This is a genomic window from Pseudarthrobacter sp. S3, assembly GCF_050156905.1.
Lineage (GTDB): Bacteria > Actinomycetota > Actinomycetes > Actinomycetales > Micrococcaceae > Arthrobacter.
This window is the reverse complement of sequence record NZ_CP189583.1, coordinates 760597-779000: the sequence shown is the minus strand read 5'-3', so window position 1 is coordinate 779000 and position 18404 is coordinate 760597. Positions and strand designations below refer to the sequence as shown.

The window sequence follows — 18404 nt, the reverse complement described above, 5'->3', positions numbered from 1 at the left end:
GCGTTGTAGATTCGGGCTATGACGAACAATCTGAGCGTGGTGATAAATGCTGACGCGCCGCAGGTCTGGACCATGCTGCGTGAACCGGCCAAGGTTGCCCAGTGGCACGGCTGGGAGGCCGATGAACTGGCTGATGAGATTGACGGAATCTACTTCAGCAACAAGGTCGCTGAAGCCCCGGACCACACCAGCCTGACCACCAACGGCGGCGACGTCTTCGACCTGAAACCCGTGTCCGCCGGGACTCTCGTCAGCGTCACCCGGTCAGCCCTGGACCATAACTCGGAATGGGCCGCCTGGGACGAGGACATCACCCAGGGCTGGCTGACATTCCTCCAGCAACTCCGCTTCGCGCTGGAACACCACCCGCACGGCAAACGGCACACGTTGTTCTTCGAATTTCCCGGTGAGCCGGGTTCCGAAATCGAAAAGCTGGGATTATCAGATGTGCCCGCGCCGGGTGAGGCCTACGAGCTGACGCTGGCCACCGGGGAGCAAATCTCCGGCAAGGTCTGGTTCCGCAGCAACCACCAGGTGGGGCTCACCGTCCACAGCTACGCGGAACACGGGGACGGCCTGCTGATCGTGGCGGACCAGCCCGTTATTGAAGGGCTGCGGCCCCACGGCGGCGCCATGGTGATCGCCTCGACGTACGATCTGGGGGCCCACAACCTCGAGTCCATACATTCGCTCTGGGACAGCTGGCGGGCTGAGAACTACCCCACATCGGAAGCGGCCCGCTGAGGGATCGGCGGGGTTTGCTGGCACACTGGAACCGTGCCAGCCAACCCCGCCTTCGCTACATCCGTCTCAGCTGCGGCCGTCTCCGTTTCGGCCGTCTCAGTGGATCCCGTCGCAGCGGCGGCCAGCTCCGCCGCTGCAGCTGACCAGTCGCAGTTCTCCTTCACCGTTGGCACCCGCCTTGCTGACAGCGGTGCGGCATCGGCCGCCCAGGTATCTGCCAACGGCGGCGAATTCCTGGGCCGCACGGGGACCATCACCACGCCCCACGGCGAGATACGCACGCCGGCGTTCATCGCCGTCGGGACCAAAGCCACGGTGAAGTCCGTACTGCCGGAATCCATGGCGGACCTGGGGGCACAGGCACTTCTGGCCAACGCTTACCACCTGTACCTGCAGCCGGGCGCGGACATCCTGGACGAGGCAGGCGGGCTGGGAACGTTCATGAACTGGTCCGGCCCGACGTTCACCGACTCCGGCGGGTTCCAGGTGATGAGCCTCGGGTCCGGGTTCAAGAAGGTCATAGACATGAAATCGGTGGACACCTCCGGACCGGACGACGCCGTCGCTCCGGGCAAGGAACGCCTTGCCCACATCGACGACGACGGCGTCTGGTTCAAATCTCATCTCAACGGCGACCGCCACCGGTTCTCCCCCGAAATTTCGATGCAGGTCCAGCACCAGATCGGCGCGGACATCATGTTCGCGTTCGATGAACTGACCACGTTGCAGAACTCCCGCGGCTACCAGGAGGAATCGCTGGAGCGCACCCGGCTCTGGGCTCTGCGCTGCCTGGGGGAGCATTTCCGGCTGAGCACCGAGCGGGTGGGCAAGCCGTACCAGGCCCTTTTCGGCGTGATTCAGGGTGCGCAGTATGAGGACCTGCGCCGGAAGGCCTGCCGGGACCTTGGCGCCATGGACTTCGACGGCTACGGCATCGGCGGTGCGCTGGAGAAGGAAAACCTGGGCACGATTGTGCGCTGGTGCAACGAGGAGCTGCCGGAGGACAAGCCGCGGCACCTGCTGGGCATCTCCGAGCCGGACGACATCTTCACCGCCATCGAAAACGGCGCGGACACCTTCGACTGTGTCTCCCCCACCCGGGTGGCCCGCAACTCCGCGTTCTACACGCCTGCCGGCCGCTTCAACCTCTCCGGCGCCAAGTACAAGCGCGACTTCGGGCCGCTTCAGGAGGGGTGTGACTGCTACGCCTGCGCCAACTACTCGCGAGCGTACATCCACCACCTGTTCAAGGCCAAGGAGATGCTCTCGGCCACGCTGATCTCCATCCACAACGAACGCTTTGTGGTGAAAATGGTGGACGATGCGCGGCTGGCCATCGAGGCCGGGACCTTCTTCGAGTTCAAGGCCGAGACCCTGGCGAAGTACTACTCCTAAGCGCTGGCCCGCGGGGCGCTTTCCGCACGGGGTGCGTCCCGCCGTCGTCCTGACGATATCCTGACCAGATGCTCATCGAGATCCCAGCCGCAGAAGGCACTGCCGAGGCCCTGGTGGCCCGCCCATCCACCGGTGAAGGCCTGTTCCCGGGCGTCATCCTGTACATGGACGCCTTTGGCCTGCGTCCTCGCATCGGGGAGATGGCGCAGCGCATCGCTGACTGGGGCTACGTGGTCCTGGCACCGAACGTCTTCTACCGCGAAGGCTCGGCCGCGGAACTCGCCCCCGAAATGGACATGACCACGCCGGAGGGCCGGGCGGCTGCCGGCAAGGCTGCGTTCCCGCGGGTGGGGCACCTCACCACGGATAAGGCGCTGCCGGATATTGACGCGTGGGTTGCGGCACTGGGAACGCTCGACGGCGTGGCGCCGGGTCCACTCGGCACGTTCGGCTACTGCATGGGCGCCCGGCTCGCGGTGCGCACGGCCATTGCCCATCCGGAGGCTGTAGCCGCATGCGGCGGCTTCCACGGCGGCGGGCTGGCAACCGACGCCCCGGACAGCCCCCACCTGGGGCTCGCCAGGGCCCGGGCGCAATTTGTCTTCGGCCACGCCGACCATGACCAGAGCATGGACCGGGACGCCGTGGCACGGCTGGGTGAGGCACTCGACGATGCCGGGCTTAAGACTTCCAACGAGATCTATGCCGGGGCGCCGCACGGCTATTCGATGGCGGACACCTCGATGTTCCATCCGGAGGCCACGGAGCGCCACTACGCCGAGCTCCGCGCCCTCCTTGACGGGACGCTCAAGGGCTGACCCGGGCGTGGTCCCCAGGCCGCGCTGGCGGCCGCTCCGCCTACCCACCTACCCCGGACGCTCTCGCAGATAAAAGCAGGAAACCCGGAATCCTCTCTCACTTTCCCTAAGAGAGTGAGAGAGGGTCCGGGTTTTAGTCGCAGGATGTGAGAGAGCGTCCGGGTTACGGCGCGAACTGTTACCGCCGTGGAATGTTCCGCAGGTTGCTCCGGGCCATACTGACCGCCTCGCCGGCACCGCGGTTCAGCACCACCTTGGACATGGCAGTCGCGAAACCAAGCACCTGGGATCCGGAAATCTTCGGCGGAATCGAGAGTGCCTGCGGATCCGTGATCAGCTCCACCAGCGACGGACCGGGATGGGCGAAGGCTGCTCGATAAGCCCCCTCGATCCGCGCCGGGTCCGTAACCCGTGTGGCATGGAAACCCAAGGCCCGGGCGACGGCGGCGTAGTCGGCGTCGGGCACGTCCACACCAAAGTCGGGAAGCCCATCCACCAGCATTTCCAGCTTGACCATGCCCAGAGTGGAATTGTTGAAGACCACAACGTTGACCGGCAGTTTGTGGGCAGCCACGGTGATGAGTTCGCCCAGCAGCATCGACAGGCCACCGTCGCCCGATACTGACACCACCTGCCGGCGCGGGAATGCCAACTGGGCGCCGATGGCGTGGGGCAGGGCATTGGCCATGGAACCATGCAGATACGATCCGATCAGCCGCCTGGTGCCGAGGGGGTTGATGTACCGGGCCGTCCAGACATTGCACATGCCGGTGTCCGCCGTGAAGATGGCATCCTTCGCGGCCACCTGGTCCAGCAGGGAGGCCGCGTACTCCGGGTGGATCGGCTGTTTCTTCTCCACTTTGCGGGTGTAGGCCCCCACGGCCTTGTTCATCAGCCGGTCATGCTTCTTGAGCATCCTGTCGAGGAAGCGGCGGCTCGTTTTCGGCTTGAGCAGCGGCATCAGTGCGGCGAGGGTGGGCCGCACGTCGCCGTGGACTGCGATGTCGACGTCGGTCCGCCGTCCCAGCCTGTGCGCTGCACGGTCCACTTGGGCGGTACGGGTTTCCGGCAGGAACTGATCATAGGGAAAGTCGGTGCCCAACAGGATCAGCAAGTCAGCGTCCTCGATCCCCTCGGCAGCGGCGCCGTAGCCCAGCAGGCCGGTCATGCCGATGTCGTAGGGGTTGTTGTACTGAACAAAATCCTTTCCGCGGAGTGTGTGCCCGATCGGGGCGTTGATCAGTTCCGCGAGGGAGATCAATTCGTCGTGGGCGCCCTCCACGCCGGCGCCTGCGAAGATGGCCACCTTCCCGGCGTCGTTGATCGCCTTGGCCAACTCCTGGACGCTGTCCGGATCCGGGGTGAGTGTGGCGCGCCGGAACGTGGCAGGCAGCGGTGCGTCGGCTGTCGCTTGCAGCCCCGCGATGTCACCAGGAAGCGTGACGACGGCGACTCCCCCGAGCCCGAGGGCGTGCTGGATGGCGCTGTGCATCACTCGCGGTGCCTGCTCGGCCGTGCTGACAAGTTCCGAGTAGACCGAACACTCGTTGAAGAGCCGGTCCGGGTGGGTTTCCTGGAAGAAGCTGCTGCCGATCTGCTTGCTAGGGATGTGGGACGCGATGGCCAGCACGGGCGCCCCCGAGCGGTTCGCATCGTAAAGGCCGTTGATCAGGTGGAGATTGCCCGGGCCGCAGGATCCCGCACATACGGCCAGCCTGCCGGTCAGCTGGGCTTCCGCTGCGGCGGCGAATGCGGCGGCCTCTTCATGCCGGACGTGGATCCAGTCGATCCCGCCCTCCTTGGCACCTCCGGTTTGTCGGACCGCATCGACGATCGGGTTGAGGCTGTCGCCCACAATCCCGTAAATCCGCTGCACCCCTGCAGCCTGGAGCTGTTCGATGAGCTGGGTGGCGAGTTCCTTGGTCATGAGTGCACACTCCCGCGATCAGGTTGATGAGCTGACTGGTTGATGGGCTGACAGGGCCAATATAGTCCCGCCGCCTGAACGCGCATCCTGATAAACCCGGTGCGGAAGTGGTGACGGCGGAGAGCGGACGACGGCGGGCGGCCACCCGCCGTCGTCCGCTCACTGAAGCTGCCGACAGCGTCAGGCGTCGATGAGGTCCTGGTTTTTGTCGTCGTCCTTTGCAGGCCGGTTCCAGGCATCGCCCTGTTCGCGGTCCAGGTGAGTGGCCTTCTTGTTTTTCAGGGCGAAGATGTAGACCACCAGCGAGATGGCAATGGCAACCGTGACATAAGTGAAGAACAGATCCACCCGCCCGGCCTTCTGGAACGCGGCACCAAGCAGCGGGACCGTGCCGCCGAAGAGCGAGTTGGCGATCGCGTAGCCCAAACCGACACCGAGGGCGCGGATGGAGGCGGGGAACAGCTCGGCCTTCACGAGGGCGTTGATGGAGGTGTAGCCGCCAACAATAAGCAGGCCACCCATCATGAGCAGGAACGCCGTGAACGGGTCCTTGGTGTTGGACAGGGTGGAGAGCAGCGGCCAGGTGAAGAGGACGCCGGTGATGCCGAACCACAGGAGCAGCGGCTTGCGGCCCACCTTGTCCGAGATGATGCCGTACACGGGCTGGAGGATCATGAAGATGAACAACGCCCAGAAGTTGATGACCGAGGTGTCGGTCTTGGCGATGCCGGACGTATCGTTCATGAACTTCAGGATGAAGTTGGTGTACGTATAGAACGCCACGGTGCCGCCAAGGGTGACGCCGATGCAGATCAGCAGCGGCTTCCAGTACTGGGTGAACAGGAGCTTCATGGTGCCCGGTTGCGCAACGCCCGCCACGGCCGGAACCTTGGCGGCCTCGACCTGCTCCGCCGAGACGGTTTCCTCCATCGAGCGCCGCAGCCACAGGACCACCAGGGCAGCCACACCGCCAATGGCGAACGGGATGCGCCAGCCCCATTCGGTCAGGTCGCCTTTTGGCATAACGTTCTGCAAAACGACCAGAACCAGAAGAGCCATCATCTGGCCGCCGATCAGTGTGACGTACTGGAAGCTCGAGAAGAACCCTCGGCGCTTGGACGTGGCGGCCTCGGACATGTAGGTTGCGCTGGTGCCATATTCGCCGCCCACGGAGAACCCCTGAACCAGGCGAATGAAAATCAGCAGCACCAAGGCCCAGACGCCCACCTGCTGTGTGGTGGGCAGGAGCGCGATGGCGAACGAGCCGGCGGACATGATCGTCACGCTCAGCGTCAGCGCGGCCTTGCGGCCCTTGCGATCGGCGTAGCGACCGAAGAACCAGGCGCCAACCGGTCGCATCAGGAACGACGTTGAGAAGACGGCCATCGCCTCGAGGCCAGCCTGGAGCTGGTCCGTAGAGTTAAAGAAGTGCGACTGGAAGTAGGCGGCGAAGACTGTGTAGACGTAGAGGTCGTACCACTCCACGAGGTTGCCGGATGAACCCTTGAGGATGTTGCTCACGGCCCGGCGGGTCTGGGCTGACTCGCTTTGGACTTCGGTTTGCTGGGTGCTCATCTCTGAACCTTCCTGGGCTGCTGCGCCTTCTGGCTTACTTTCATGCTTTCCACGGCTTCGTTGCCCATGGTTCCTCCTCGAAATTGGCGGTCCCCTTTGAACACCGAGGACCTGATCCAAGTTATGCGTGAGCCAAGGCACATCCAACGTGGGAGGGCATTTCCTAACACTTCCTTAGGTTTCACCGGGGGAAGGGGTAACCTCCAAAGCGGGCAGGTTGCAGGTGCCCGCTCAACGAACAAGGGAACAGGACATGGAGTTGCTCATCGTCGAGGACGACGACGCCATGGCGTCCGCCCTCACCGCAGCCGTTGCGACGGCGGGGCACCACCCCACCCGCGTTGCCCGCGGAGCCGACGCCCTGCTGGTCCACCGGAAGTTCGAAGTGATCCTGCTGGACCTGGGCCTTCCCGATATGGATGGCTTGGAAGTGCTGCGGAAGCTGCGCCAGGTCACGCCGGTGCCGATCCTGATTCTCACCGCTCGCGACGACGAACGCAGCGTGGTGCTCGGCCTGCGGTCCGGAGCAGACGACTACCTCGTCAAGCCTGTGAAGCTTGTGGAACTTCTAGCGCGCATCGAGGCCGTCACCCGGCGTGCCGGCCGCCATGGGGCCTCGCGGCCGCAGAGCGTGGTGCTGGGTGATCTTGAGATCGACCTCGAGCGGCGCGTGGCTGCCCTCCGTTCCGAGGTCCTCCCGTTGACCGCCACCGAGTTCGACCTGCTGGCGCTGTTGGCCAGCCACGCCGGCTCGGTGGTCACCCGAGAACAGATCCTGGATGCGCTGTGGGGCGACGCGTTCGTAGCCTCCTCCCGGTCCCTTGACGTGCACTTGACGGGTCTGCGGGCGAAGCTTCAGCTGCCGGGGTTCATCATCAACGTCCGCGGCGTTGGTTACCGGGTCGAGGCGGACCCGGCGTGAAACTGCGTGTCCTGGGCATCCTGAGTGTTCTGGCGGTACTTATCGTCATCATCGCCTCCAACGCCATCCTGACCTCGGCCGGCCGCGAACTGACCCAGGAACTCCAGATCAACCGTGCCGCGTCGCTCAACCGCCTCGCACAAGTGGCATTCGACGCAGCGTCCGCCGGCGAAACCGCACAATTGCAGGCGGAGATGGACAGATATTCCGAACTCTACGGTGAGGGAGTCCTGATCCGCCTCCAGCAGGGCACCCTGCGCTCCGGCGGCCTGAGCGAATACCGGCCGGACGTCCGGGACGCGGTGGCCAGGGCCAACCTGAACCTCAACGACACCACGCTCACCCCGCTGCAGCCGTTCGGGCCGTCCTCCGAGGTGATCTCCCGCTCCTTTGGCAGCGCGAGCCAGGTCCTGGGCGAAGCCGTTCTCGAGGTCAACCTGGACGGGGCCCGGCAGAAACTGCGGGAACGCTGGCTCATCGTGGCATTTGCGGCGGCAGCCCTGGCCGCGGCGCTCCTCCTGGGCGCTGCCAGCGTAACCCGGTGGGTGCTGCGCCCGGTAAACCGGCTGAACGCGGCTGTCACCGAACTTGAGGCGACAGGACGGACCGGCGGGCTCCCCGAGGACGGGCCGCCGGAGCTACGGGAACTGAGCCGTTCATTCACCACCATGGCGCAGACCGTCAGCCACAGCCTCGACTCCCAACGGCAACTGATAGCGGACACGTCGCACGAACTGCGAAACCCGGTCGGTGCCCTGCGGCTCAGGATCGATCTGCTGCAACTGGAACTTAAGACCGCCCGCGAACACGACGCCGCCGCAGGGGTGCTGGCCGAACTCGAACGCGTGGAGGAGATCCTGGACGGGGTACTGAAGCTGGCGGCCGCCGAGCACAGGGCCTCTGAAGACTCCGCCAGGGGCCCGCTGGGAACCACGTCCCGCGCGGCGCAGGCGCCCCTCGATCCTTATCCGGTTCTGCAGGAAGAAGCCGAACGGGCCGGCCCTGCCGCCCAGCGCAGCGGGGCATCGATCCTGCTCCAATATCCGCCTGCCCCCGCCGTGCACATCGCCTGCAATTCGGCAGAACTGGCCCAGATGGTCGGCGAACTTCTGAACAATGCCATCAAGTATGCTCCCGGCGCCCACATCTCGGTCGCTGCCCGCGCCCGCCAAGGCATGGTGTCCATCGAAGTGTCCGACGACGGCCCCGGGCTTTCGTCCGACGAACGGACAGCGGCCACGAGCCGCTTCTGGCGGTCCCCGGTGCACCGGACCACTCGCGGCACCGGGCTGGGCATGACTATCGTGGACAAGCTGGCAGCAGCCAACGGCGGCCGGCTGGTGCTTGCCGAGGCAACGCCGCACGGCCTGATTGCGCGCCTCGAGTTTCCGCGTGCAGGGGACGTGCCGGGACCTTTGCCGGGACCCTTTGCCGGACCGGAGCAGGTGGCGCCGCGTGCCTGACCTGACCGGAGCGCTGGACCTGCCCACCCTTCCCCGACTTCCCCCGCGGCGGACCGTCCTCAAGGCCGGCCTCGCTGCCGGTTTGTCCGGGCTGCTCCTGCCAACCCTGGGTGCGTGCACGCCCACGGGCCGCCCGGGCACCGTCACCGTGGCTGGCGGCGAGCCTGGCGGCTTCTATCTGGAGTTCGCCGAGCTGCTGGCGGCGTCCCTCCAGCGTCACGGGGTGGCCGGCCAGGCGTCGGCACTGACTACCGGTGGCAGCCTGGACAACCTCGAGTATCTGCTGACCGGCAAAGCCACGTTCGCCGTCGCCCTTGCGGACTCGGCGGCCCAGCGCACCCCCGCGGGTGAGACGCCCGCCGTCGGACTTTCCGCCGTTGGGAAGGTGTACGAGAACTACGTCCACTGCGTCATCCGGCGGAACAGCGGGATCCGGGACATCGGCGGGCTTGCCGGCCGGACTGTGGCTGTCGGTGAGCCCGGCTCGGGGACGTCGCTGACCACCCCGCGGCTGATCGAGGCTGCCAGGCTCAGCTCCACGGCCGGGACGGCGGGCGGCGTCACCGTGCTGAGCCTCGGCCTCAACGGGGGCCTTGCGGCCCTGCGGGACGGAACAGTGGACGCGTTGTTCTGGTCAGGGGGAGTGCCCACCGCGGCCATTGCTGCCGCGAACGACGACGTCGGGCTGGGTTTCCTCGATCTGTCCCCGCTGCTGCCGGCGCTGCGGGCCAAATACGGCGTTTTCTACGACCGGGTGCTGATCCCGGCGGGCGCCTACGCCGGCGTTCCGGCCGTGTGGACCGTTGGCGTCGCGAACCTGCTGCTGTGCCGGAGCGATCTTGACGACCAAACCGTCAAGCGGACCGTCGAACTGCTGGTGGGCCACGCCGAGGAACTCATCCCGCGCTCCAGCCTGGGCGTTCAGTTCCTCAGCCCGGAATCCCTGATCAACACCGCCGGTTTACCCCTTCACCCCGGCGCCGCTGCCGCGTACCGGGAGCTCCACGGGTAAGGAAACGCTCTATCACTTGCTGCAGCAAATTCCCCGACCCTCTCTCATTCTCCCCAAGAAAGTCAGAGAGGGTCCTGGGAAAGACTGCAGGGGCTGATAGAGGGTTGGCTCAGTTCCCCGAGTGCGCCTGCAGGAAGCTGTACACCTCGGTCTCGTCCACGCCGGGGAACGCTCCGGGCGGCATGGCGGCCAGCAGGTGTGTGTTCGCCCGGGCCGCCGGCCATGCGTTTCCGGCCCATTCGGACGCCAAGGCTGCCGGGGGCCGCTTGCAGCAGTTCGGGTCCGGGCACGTGGACTTTTCGCGGGCCGTGGTTTCCCGGCCGCGGAACCACTTCACATGCTGGTACGGCACCCCGATCGACAGCGAAAACTCGCCGTTGGCCGAGCGCTCGGTCCGGGCCGTGCACCAGTACGTGCCGGACGGAGTGTCGGTGTACTGGCTGTACGCACTGAACTTGTCCGGCACATCGAACACCGCCCGCGAGGTCCAGGCCTTGCACGACGGCTGGCCCTCGATGGCGCCGGTGTGGTCCATCGGGAAGGTCACGCCGTCGTTCTCATAGGCCTTGTAGATGATGCCGCTCTTGTGGGTCTTCTGGAAGTGGGTGGTGATGCCCAGGTGCTTCGTGGCCAGGTTGGTGAAGCGGTGCGCGGCGGTCTCGTAGGACACGGCAAAGGCATCCCGGATGTCCTCCACGGCGATTTCCTTGGCAGCCTTGGCCTTCTGCAGAAAGTCCACGGTGGCCTGCTCCGGCAGCAGGAGCGCGGCCGCGAAGTAGTTGGTGGCCACCCGCTGGGCGAGGAAGTCGCCGTAGTTTTTCGGCGTCTCGTGCCCCAGGACATAGTGCCCCAACGCCTGCAGCAGCACGGAGCGGGGGTCGTGGTCCTGCCGCTGGCTCTGCGTCAGGTAAATTCTGTGGTTCTTCAAATCCGTCACGGAACGGGTGGAATGCGGCAGGTCGCTCACGTGATGGAGGGTGAATCCGAGCTTCTCGGCGATGTCGGCGATGACGTGCTGGCTCAGCGGCCCGGCCGTGTAACCCACCAGCCCGAGCACCTTTTGCGCCTCGGCCTCATACTCCGGGAAATAGTTGCCGCGCTCGCGCATCATGGCACGCAGCTCACCATTCGCGCGTCGGGCTTCCTCCGGCGTCGCCACCTGCTCGTTGAGCTTGCGTTCGAGCTCGTGCAGCAGCCCCACCTGCGCCTCCAGCACATCGACCGGGAGCCGTGAGCTGATGCGGATTTTGGGCAGGTTGAGGGACTCGTACAGGGGCCCGCGCTGGTAGCGTTCCAGCTCAATTTCCAGGGCCGCGCGGCGGCTTGGCGGTTCGGCGCCAAGTAGCTGGTCGATGCTCACGCCGAGCGCCGCGGCCAGTCCCTGCAGCAGGGAAAGCTTGGGCTCCCGCTTGCCGTTTTCGATCAGGCTCAACTGGCTGGGGGCGGTCCCGACGGCGGCGCCCAGGTCATCGAGCGTGTACCCGGCTTGCTTGCGCAGATGCCGCACGCGGCGGCCCAGGCTGATGACGTCCAGTTCCGGGGAGGCGGCGGACGACGGCGGTAGGGCGACTTCGCGGTTCCAGCTTCCAGGCGTCATTTCTTGAGGATACGCGAAGAAGTGCATTTCTTTCCAGTGTTTTCCCCTAGAGAAGTGTTGTGAAGTGCTGAAAAGTAGTAATCACGGAAAGAAACACCGCACCGGGGTAGCCGGCCGGAACTGCAACGAAGCAGCTCCGGCCGGCGGATTACCACCCGGAGCTCAATCAAGGAGACAACGATGACTGCAGCATTTGAGCCCACCCAGCAGACGCCCGAAGAGCAGGCCGCCGCCCTGGAGCTCGAGTGGGCCGCCAACCCCCGCTGGGAAGGTGTGACCCGTGACTACAAGGCAACGGACGTCGTCAAGCTCCGCGGCCGGGTCTCCGAAGAGCACACGCTGGCCCGCCGTGGTTCCGAGAAGCTCTGGAAGCAGCTCACCGAAGAGCACAAGACCGGCGGGTACACCAACGCTTTGGGCGCCCTGACCGGCAACCAGGCCGTGCAGCAGGTCAAGGCCGGCCTGCGCGCCATCTACCTCTCCGGCTGGCAGGTCGCCGCGGACGCCAACAACTCCGGCCACACCTACCCGGACCAGTCCCTCTACCCGGCCAACTCGGTTCCGACCGTGGTGCGCCGCATCAACAACGCCCTCCTCCGGGCCGACCAGATCGAATTCTCCGAAGGCATCCAGACCGTTGAGGACTGGATGGTGCCGATCGTCGCCGACGCCGAGGCCGGCTTCGGTGGCCCGCTGAACGCCTACGAGCTCATGAAATCCATGATCCAGGCCGGCGCGTCCGGTGTGCACTGGGAAGACCAGCTCGCCTCGGAGAAGAAGTGCGGCCACCTCGGCGGCAAGGTGCTCATCCCCACCCAGCAGCACGTCCGCACCCTGAACGCCGCCCGCCTGGCCGCCGACGTCGCCGGCACCCCTTCGGTGGTCATCGCCCGCACCGACGCCGAGGCAGCCACCCTGATCACTTCCGACGTCGATCCCCGCGACAAGGAATTCGTCACCGGCGAACGCACCCCGGAGGGCTTCTACAAGGTCCGCAACGGCATCGAACCCTGCATCGCCCGCGCCAAGGCCTACGCCCCGTACTCCGACCTCATCTGGATGGAGACGGGCACCCCGGACCTGGAGCTTGCCCGCAAGTTCGCCGAGGCCGTCAAGGCTGACTTCCCGGACCAGATGCTCTCCTACAACTGTTCGCCGTCGTTCAACTGGCGCAAGCACCTGGACGACGCCACCATCGCCAAGTTCCAGCGCGAACTCGGCGCCATGGGCTTCACGTTCCAGTTCATCACCCTGGCCGGCTTCCACGCCCTGAACTACTCGATGTTCGATCTCGCCCACGGTTATGCCCGTGAAGGCATGAGCGCCTACGTCGAGCTGCAGGAGAAGGAATTCGCCTCCGAGTCCCGCGGCTACACCGCGACAAAGCACCAGCGCGAAGTCGGCACCGGCTACTTCGACGACATTGCAACTGCGCTCAACCCGAACGCTTCAACCCTGGCACTGGTGGGATCCACCGAAGAAGGCCAGTTCCACTAACTTCCCGCCTTCCCACCCATTGCTCTATCACTTTTGGTTCTCATCCGACCGTTTTGGCGACCAAAAGTGATAGAGCAACGGGGTATTCAAGGAGACTGACATGAACAGCTTCACTGACAGCTTCACCATCAACGGGATCACTTTGACCGCGCAGCCCATTTGCCGGCAGGACGAGGTTCTCACTCCGGATGCACTGGAGTTTGTCGCCAAGCTGCACCGCGCCACGGCCGCGCGCCGGCAGGAACTGCTGCAGGCACGCCGGACCCGCCGGGCCGAGATCGCCGCCGGCCAGGACCCCAGGTTCCTCCGCGAAACCGAGGACATCCGAAACGACCCGTCGTGGCGCGTCGCTCCCCCGGCCCCTGGCCTGGAGGACCGCCGGGTGGAGATCACCGGGCCGGTGGACAAGAAAATGACCATCAACGCGCTGAACTCCGGCGCAAAGGTGTGGCTCGCTGACATGGAGGACTCCTCCACCCCCACGTGGCGGAACGTCATCAAGGGCCAGCTTAACCTCACCGACGCGCTGCAACGCCGGATCGACTTCACGAGTCCTGAGGGCAAGGAATACAACCTCCGCCCGGCCGGCGAGCTGCCCACCATGGTGGTGCGCCCCCGCGGCTGGCACCTGCCCGAGAAGCACATGATCATCGACGGCGCTCCCGTGGCCGGCGGCATCGTGGACTTCGGCCTGTTCTTCTTCCACAACGCCCGCCGCCTCCTGGCCCAGGGAAAGGGCCCGTACTTCTACTTGCCCAAGATCGAGAACCACCTCGAGGCACGGCTGTGGAATGACATCTTTATCCTCGCCCAGGACCTGTTGGGCATCCCGCAGGGCACCATCCGAGCCACCGTGCTGATCGAGACCATCACCGCGGCGTTCGAAATGGAGGAGATCCTCTACGAACTGCGTGATCACGCCTCGGGCCTGAACGCCGGACGGTGGGACTACATCTTCTCCCTGATCAAGAATTTCCGTACCCGCGGACCCCGGTTCGTCCTGCCGGACCGCGCCCAGGTGACCATGACGCAGCCGTTTATGCGCGCCTATACCGAACAGCTGGTCCGTGCCTGCCACAAGCGCGGCGCCATGGCCATCGGCGGCATGGCCGCAGCCGTCCCCAACCGCAAGGACGAGGCCGCCAACACCAACGCGTTCGAGAAGGTCCGCGCCGACAAGACCCGCGAGGCCAACGACGGCTTCGACGGCTCCTGGGTGGCCCACCCGGACCTCGTGCCGGTCTGCCGCGAAGTGTTCGACGCCACCCTCGGCGAACGTCCCAACCAGCTGTACCGCACCCGTGAGGACGTCATCCCCGACGACCGCGCCCTCATCAACGTGGCCGCTACCGAGGGTACTATCACCGAGCAGGGCATCCGGAACAACATCGAGGTAGGCATTCGCTACGTCGAGTCCTGGCTCCGCGGGAACGGCGCCGTCGCCATCCACAACCTCATGGAAGACGCCGCCACCGCGGAAATCTCCCGTTCCCAGATCTGGCAGTGGATGTTCGCGTCCGCCATCACAGACCGCGGCGAAATCATCACCCACCAGTGGATCGAGGAACTGCTCGACGAAGAATTCGCCCGCCTGGAACGCTTCGATGGCGACCGCTTCGAAGACTCCCGTGACATCTTCGAGGAAGTCACCCTCGGCCAGGACTTCCCGTCCTTCCTGACCCTCCCCGCCTACGCCCGCTACCTCACCGAGGCCCGCGAAAAGGCAACCAAAGAGGAGCTCTCCGCGGCCTAGGCTGCGGCAGGCTACTGAATAGATTTCCGTCTGCCGGGCAGGCACGCCCTTCGCAACAGGCATCCCCGAGATCCGGGGCGCCGGCCCGGCGACGGAACACCCCGTGTGAACCGGCCGACGCTCTCTCGCTATCCTCAAGATGGTGAGAGAGCGTCGGCCGTTAAGCTGCGTTAAGTGAGAGAGCGTTGGTAAATCAGCAGGGGGACGTACGACGGCGGGACGCGTCAGCGTCCTTTCGGCACCTGCCGCACGGCCAGGGTTGTGCAGACTAAGAACATCAGCACCGACCCCAGGATCACCTGCAGCGCCGGGGTCCACGAGCCGGAGGTGTCGTGCACAAACCCCACCAGCGGTGGGGCTACCGCACCGAAGCAGTAACCGAGCCCCTGGACCGTGGCGGACATCCGGCCCGCGGACAGCTGGTCCCGGGCCAGCTTGATGATGGCGATGAAAATCAGCGTGATCCCGCCGCCCTGCGCGATGCCGCCGAAGGTGGACCACAGCCACCACAGCTCAGGCGCCAGCAGCAGCCCGGCCGGCACGGCCGTCCACAACAACCCCACGGTGACTGCCGTCGTCGTCGTACTGAAATACTTGGCCGCGAACGGCACTCCCAGGCCGCCAACAATGGCGAAGATCTGGAACAACGATGACCCTGCCCCGGCCGCCGAGGCGGACATGCCGAGCTCGTCGTTGAGGTAGCTCGGCAGCCACGCCGTCACTGCGTAGTAGGAAAACGCCTGCCCGGCGAAGCCTGCGGTGAGCCCGGCGGTAATCCAGCCGGACCCCTTGACGGCCGGGTGCTCCTGCCCGCCGGCCACCACGGTGCGGGAGGGCACAAACGCGGTGCGGGCGCCCACGGCGAGGGTCCAGAAGACGATGGCAATCACGGCCAGGATGCCCACGGCGGCCAGGGCCACCCGCCAACCGGCCAGCTCAGCCAGGGGCGCCGTGACCATCGATGTCAGGAATGACCCGATATTCAACGCCGCGGTGTACACACCCATGGCGGTCCCTTGGTGCAACGGGGAGAAGTCGCGGCGGATAATCAACGGCACCGCGATGTTGCCCACCGTGATGGCCAGGCCGATCATCACCGTGCCCACCACCACCGGTCCCGGGCCGCCCGCCGAGCGCACAATCACGCCTGCCAGGACGCCAAGGATGGTGAGGGAGACGGCGAACTCCGCGCCGAGTTTCCGTGTGGTCAGTGACGCCAGCGATGCTGCGAGCGCGAAGCACAGCACCGGGATGCTGGTCAGCAGGCCCAGCATCACGGGGGTAAATCCGAGGTCGGCCTGCATCAGGTCAACCACCGGGGCAACGGCGACGAAGGGCCCGCGCAGGTTCAGCGCCAGCAGTCCGAGGCAGGCGAGCAGGATCCAGCCCTTGGGAACTTTGGCCAGGAACTGTCCGCTCATGAGGATTCAGCGGTGGCTAAATAGGATTTCATCACTTCCATTGCTACCACGCCGTGCTGTGCCGGAAGCCGCAGGCCGCGTCATGGCGCTCTGGCATACGATGAAGCTCACACCGGCCGGCCCCAACGTGCGGGATATTGAGCCACACCGTCGGGCTGCCGCACCCGTCGGACGAAGGAACTTCACATGCAGCAACGGCTTGCCATCCTCGACGACTACCAGGACGTTGCGCATGCCTTTGCCGACTGGGCCTCTCTGGAAGGGTCCGGTGTGGCAACGTCCGTCTTCCGCGAGCCCTTCCAGTCCGAACACGCCCTGGCAGCCGCGCTGGCCGACTATCAGATCGTCATTGCGATGCGTGAGCGGACCCCGTTCCCCCGCACCGTGCTGGAACGGCTCCCGGGGCTGAAGCTGCTGGTCACCACCGGCATGGCCAATGCCGGCCGAGGAGAACTCACTACGCGCCGGCACGTGGCAGACGTCCGTGGGCATGGAGCTGTCCGGCAAGACCCTGGGCATCGTGGGCCTGGGTAAGATCGGGCGACGGATCGCGGCGTGCGGGCAGGCGTTCGGCATGGACGTACTCGCCTGGAGCCAGAATCTCACCGACGAGGCCGCTACCGAGGCCGGGGTCCGGAAGGCATCCTGGTGAACACCTCGCGGGGTCCGCTGGTGAATCAGGATTCCCTGGTGCGGGCTCTGAACGAGGGCTGGATCCGGGGCGCGGCCCTCGACGTTTTTGACCAGGAACCGCTTCCTGCGGGCCACCCGCTGCTCAGCGCCCCCAACACTGTCCTGTCCCCGCACCTCGGCTACGTGACAGCGGAGAGCTACCGGCAGTTCTACGGTGGCGCGTTCGAGGACGTTATGGCCTGGCTGGAGGGAACACCGGTCCGCCTGGTTACCACCTAAAGGCGGTTAGCCGGCCGCCTGTAGCGTCGCCTCAATGACTGCAGGGGACAACACGTATTGCGTGACCATCTGGCTCGCACCAAGAATCGCCGCCTGGTCCCCGGCAACAGAAAGAGCGATCCGCAGGTGGCTGGTTGCCAGCGGCAGCGAGCGCCGGTAAACCACTTCGCGGACGCCGGCCATCAGGTGTTCCCCGGCCTGGCCAAGGCTGCCGCCGATGACAATGACGGACGGGTTGAGCAGGTTAACTACTGTGGCCAGCACGTCGCCCACATCCCGGCCCGCCTGGCGCAGCGCCTGGATAGCCTGCAAGTTGCCTTCGCCCACCAGCCGCAGCACGTCGCTGCCGTTGCTCGCCGGCACACCCTGCCGCTCCAGTTCAGCGGCCAGGGCCGGTCCTGACGCGAGCGCCTCCAGGCAGCCATGGTTTCCGCACCGGCACAGCACCTCATCGCCGCGTGGCACGCGTACGTGGCCCAGATCGCCGGCCGTTCCGTTGGCGCCGCGCTGCAGTTCACCGTTGCTGATGATCCCGGATCCGATGCCGGTGGCAACCTTGATGAACAGGAAATTCCCGTGGTCCGGCCAGTGCGCCGACCGCTCCCCCAGCGCCATGATGTTCACGTCATTGTCCACCAGCACCGGAACTGCCAGCGAACGCTGGACATAAGGGACGACGTCGAACCCGTCCCACCCCGGCATGATGGGCGGCTTGACGGGCTTTCCGGTGGCGTGCTCCACGGGCCCCGGCAGGCCGATCCCGACGCCGGCGAGGTCACGGGGTTCCCGCCCGGCCTGCTCAAGCAACGCCCGTCCCTCCTTAATCACCCGGCCGAGCACCGCCTCGGGGCCGGCAGCCACATCCTGTGCCAGCTGCCGCTCCGCCAGGACCCGGCCGCTGAGATCGGTGACGGCAACAATCACGTGGGTGGCGCCGACGTCGACGGCCAGGACGGCGCGTGCCGCCGGGTTGAAGGCAAAGCGCGACGGCGGCCTGCCGCCGCTGGAGTTCGCCTCACCCGCCACGCCCACCAGGCCGGAGGCGATCAGGGCGTCGATGCGCGCGGCCACTGTGGAACGTGCCAATCCGGTGGTCAGGGCCAGCTCTGCCCGCGTCCGGGCCTTGCCGTCCCGCAGGAGCTGAAAGAGGTCGCCGGCGCGCGCCAGGCTGCCGCCGTGGTCTGGGGCGGCGTGCTCGGTTTCGGGGCTGAGGCTCATGGATCATGAATAACACATGAAACTTCTGCGTGTCACGCGAAATAAAGAATATCGACATCCGAGCAACTTTTGCTTGACCATCGGCAAAAGTCATTCTAGCTTTAGTGGAAGTGGCATCGCCTCAGTACGGCAGCACCCAGTCAACGTGGA

At 65.8% G+C, this 18404-nt stretch carries 13 protein-coding genes and 1 pseudogene; 9 read left to right on the top strand and 5 right to left on the bottom strand.

All coding sequences use genetic code 11. The features are described from left to right. The first annotated feature begins 18 nt into the window (after nucleotides 1–18). The 3 genes from ACQCSV_RS03855 to ACQCSV_RS03845 all read left to right on the top strand — a co-directional run bounded on the left by ACQCSV_RS03855 (nucleotide 19) and on the right by ACQCSV_RS03845 (nucleotide 2957). Nucleotides 19–744, top strand: coding sequence for an SRPBCC domain-containing protein (locus tag ACQCSV_RS03855; RefSeq protein WP_354154722.1), 726 nt, complete (start codon nucleotides 19–21; stop codon nucleotides 742–744). A 99-nt stretch (nucleotides 745–843) separates the two neighbouring features. After that, the gene (tgt, locus tag ACQCSV_RS03850) at nucleotides 844–2139 is read left to right on the top strand and encodes a tRNA guanosine(34) transglycosylase Tgt (RefSeq protein ID WP_354154790.1); all 1296 of its coding nucleotides are present in this window, start codon (nucleotides 844–846) and stop codon (nucleotides 2137–2139) included. Between the two features lie 68 nt (nucleotides 2140–2207). Continuing rightward, nucleotides 2208–2957 (top strand): dienelactone hydrolase family protein, encoded by a 750-nt coding sequence (locus tag ACQCSV_RS03845; RefSeq protein ID WP_426939176.1) that lies wholly within the window; start codon nucleotides 2208–2210, stop codon nucleotides 2955–2957. 178 nt (nucleotides 2958–3135) lie between these two features. On the opposite strand, the gene ACQCSV_RS03840 is transcribed toward ACQCSV_RS03845, so the two are convergent. Continuing rightward, complete coding sequence (locus tag ACQCSV_RS03840) at nucleotides 3136–4884, bottom strand: pyruvate dehydrogenase (RefSeq protein WP_354154724.1); 1749 nt, start codon at nucleotides 4882–4884, stop codon at nucleotides 3136–3138. 180 nt (nucleotides 4885–5064) lie between these two features. Continuing rightward, nucleotides 5065–6459 carry an MFS transporter gene (locus ACQCSV_RS03835; protein WP_354154725.1) on the bottom strand — a complete coding sequence of 465 codons (1395 nt, stop codon included), beginning with the start codon at nucleotides 6457–6459 and terminating at the stop codon, nucleotides 5065–5067. Between the two features lie 253 nt (nucleotides 6460–6712). Here ACQCSV_RS03835 and ACQCSV_RS03830 point away from each other — a divergent pair, with 253 nt between their 5' ends. Genes ACQCSV_RS03830 through ACQCSV_RS03820 form a run of 3 tightly spaced genes read left to right on the top strand, consistent with a single transcriptional unit; the run spans nucleotide 6713 to nucleotide 9856 of the window. Beyond that, on the top strand, nucleotides 6713–7381 hold the full coding sequence (locus tag ACQCSV_RS03830; RefSeq protein ID WP_354154726.1) for a response regulator transcription factor: 669 nt from the start codon (nucleotides 6713–6715) through the stop codon (nucleotides 7379–7381). After that, on the top strand, nucleotides 7378–8844 hold the full coding sequence (locus ACQCSV_RS03825) for a sensor histidine kinase (protein WP_426939175.1): 1467 nt from the start codon (nucleotides 7378–7380) through the stop codon (nucleotides 8842–8844). The genes ACQCSV_RS03830 and ACQCSV_RS03825 overlap by 4 nt, the downstream gene beginning before the upstream one ends. Nucleotide 8845: 1 nt before the next feature. Continuing rightward, nucleotides 8846–9856, top strand: coding sequence for a TAXI family TRAP transporter solute-binding subunit (locus ACQCSV_RS03820; RefSeq protein ID WP_426939520.1), 1011 nt, complete (start codon nucleotides 8846–8848; stop codon nucleotides 9854–9856). Nucleotides 9857–9965: 109 nt separating this feature from the next. On the opposite strand, the gene ACQCSV_RS03815 is transcribed toward ACQCSV_RS03820, so the two are convergent. After that, entirely contained in the window at nucleotides 9966–11480 is a 1515-nt protein-coding gene (locus ACQCSV_RS03815) for a helix-turn-helix domain-containing protein (RefSeq protein ID WP_354154729.1), read from the bottom strand. Nucleotides 11481–11633: 153 nt separating this feature from the next. Between ACQCSV_RS03815 and aceA the strand changes: the two genes are divergently transcribed. Together aceA and aceB are read left to right on the top strand one after the other, a co-directional pair. Next, nucleotides 11634–12950 (top strand): isocitrate lyase, encoded by a 1317-nt coding sequence (gene aceA, locus ACQCSV_RS03810; protein ID WP_185262477.1) that lies wholly within the window; start codon nucleotides 11634–11636, stop codon nucleotides 12948–12950. Nucleotides 12951–13050: 100 nt separating this feature from the next. Beyond that, nucleotides 13051–14703, top strand: a complete 1653-nt coding sequence (aceB, locus tag ACQCSV_RS03805) for a malate synthase A (protein WP_354154730.1) — start codon at nucleotides 13051–13053, stop codon at nucleotides 14701–14703. A 224-nt stretch (nucleotides 14704–14927) separates the two neighbouring features. On the opposite strand, the gene ACQCSV_RS03800 is transcribed toward aceB, so the two are convergent. After that, entirely contained in the window at nucleotides 14928–16124 is a 1197-nt protein-coding gene (locus tag ACQCSV_RS03800; RefSeq protein WP_354154731.1) for an MFS transporter, read from the bottom strand. Nucleotides 16125–16310: 186 nt separating this feature from the next. Between ACQCSV_RS03800 and ACQCSV_RS03795 the strand changes: the two are divergent. Next, nucleotides 16311–17036: pseudogene (locus tag ACQCSV_RS03795) on the top strand (D-2-hydroxyacid dehydrogenase family protein). Nucleotides 17037–17042: 6 nt separating this feature from the next. Here the strand turns inward: ACQCSV_RS03795 and ACQCSV_RS03790 are convergent. Continuing rightward, the gene (locus tag ACQCSV_RS03790; RefSeq protein ID WP_426939174.1) at nucleotides 17043–18254 is read right to left on the bottom strand and encodes an ROK family transcriptional regulator; all 1212 of its coding nucleotides are present in this window, start codon (nucleotides 18252–18254) and stop codon (nucleotides 17043–17045) included. Nucleotides 18255–18404 lie beyond the last annotated feature (150 nt).

What these genes read in the sequence shown, in the direction of transcription:
- ACQCSV_RS03800 (WP_354154731.1), bottom strand. Translation starts at nt 16,124, where the DNA reads ATGAGCGGACAGTTCCTGGCCAAAGTTCCCAAGGGCTGGATCCTGCTC.
- ACQCSV_RS03845 (WP_426939176.1), top strand. Translation starts at nt 2,208, where the DNA reads ATGCTCATCGAGATCCCAGCCGCAGAAGGCACTGCCGAGGCCCTGGTG.
- aceA (WP_185262477.1), top strand. Translation starts at nt 11,634, where the DNA reads ATGACTGCAGCATTTGAGCCCACCCAGCAGACGCCCGAAGAGCAGGCC.
- ACQCSV_RS03790 (WP_426939174.1), bottom strand. Translation starts at nt 18,254, where the DNA reads ATGAGCCTCAGCCCCGAAACCGAGCACGCCGCCCCAGACCACGGCGGC.
- ACQCSV_RS03815 (WP_354154729.1), bottom strand. Translation starts at nt 11,480, where the DNA reads ATGCACTTCTTCGCGTATCCTCAAGAAATGACGCCTGGAAGCTGGAAC.
- ACQCSV_RS03830 (WP_354154726.1), top strand. Translation starts at nt 6,713, where the DNA reads ATGGAGTTGCTCATCGTCGAGGACGACGACGCCATGGCGTCCGCCCTC.
- ACQCSV_RS03855 (WP_354154722.1), top strand. Translation starts at nt 19, where the DNA reads ATGACGAACAATCTGAGCGTGGTGATAAATGCTGACGCGCCGCAGGTC.
- ACQCSV_RS03840 (WP_354154724.1), bottom strand. Translation starts at nt 4,884, where the DNA reads ATGACCAAGGAACTCGCCACCCAGCTCATCGAACAGCTCCAGGCTGCA.
- aceB (WP_354154730.1), top strand. Translation starts at nt 13,051, where the DNA reads ATGAACAGCTTCACTGACAGCTTCACCATCAACGGGATCACTTTGACC.
- ACQCSV_RS03835 (WP_354154725.1), bottom strand. Translation starts at nt 6,459, where the DNA reads ATGAGCACCCAGCAAACCGAAGTCCAAAGCGAGTCAGCCCAGACCCGC.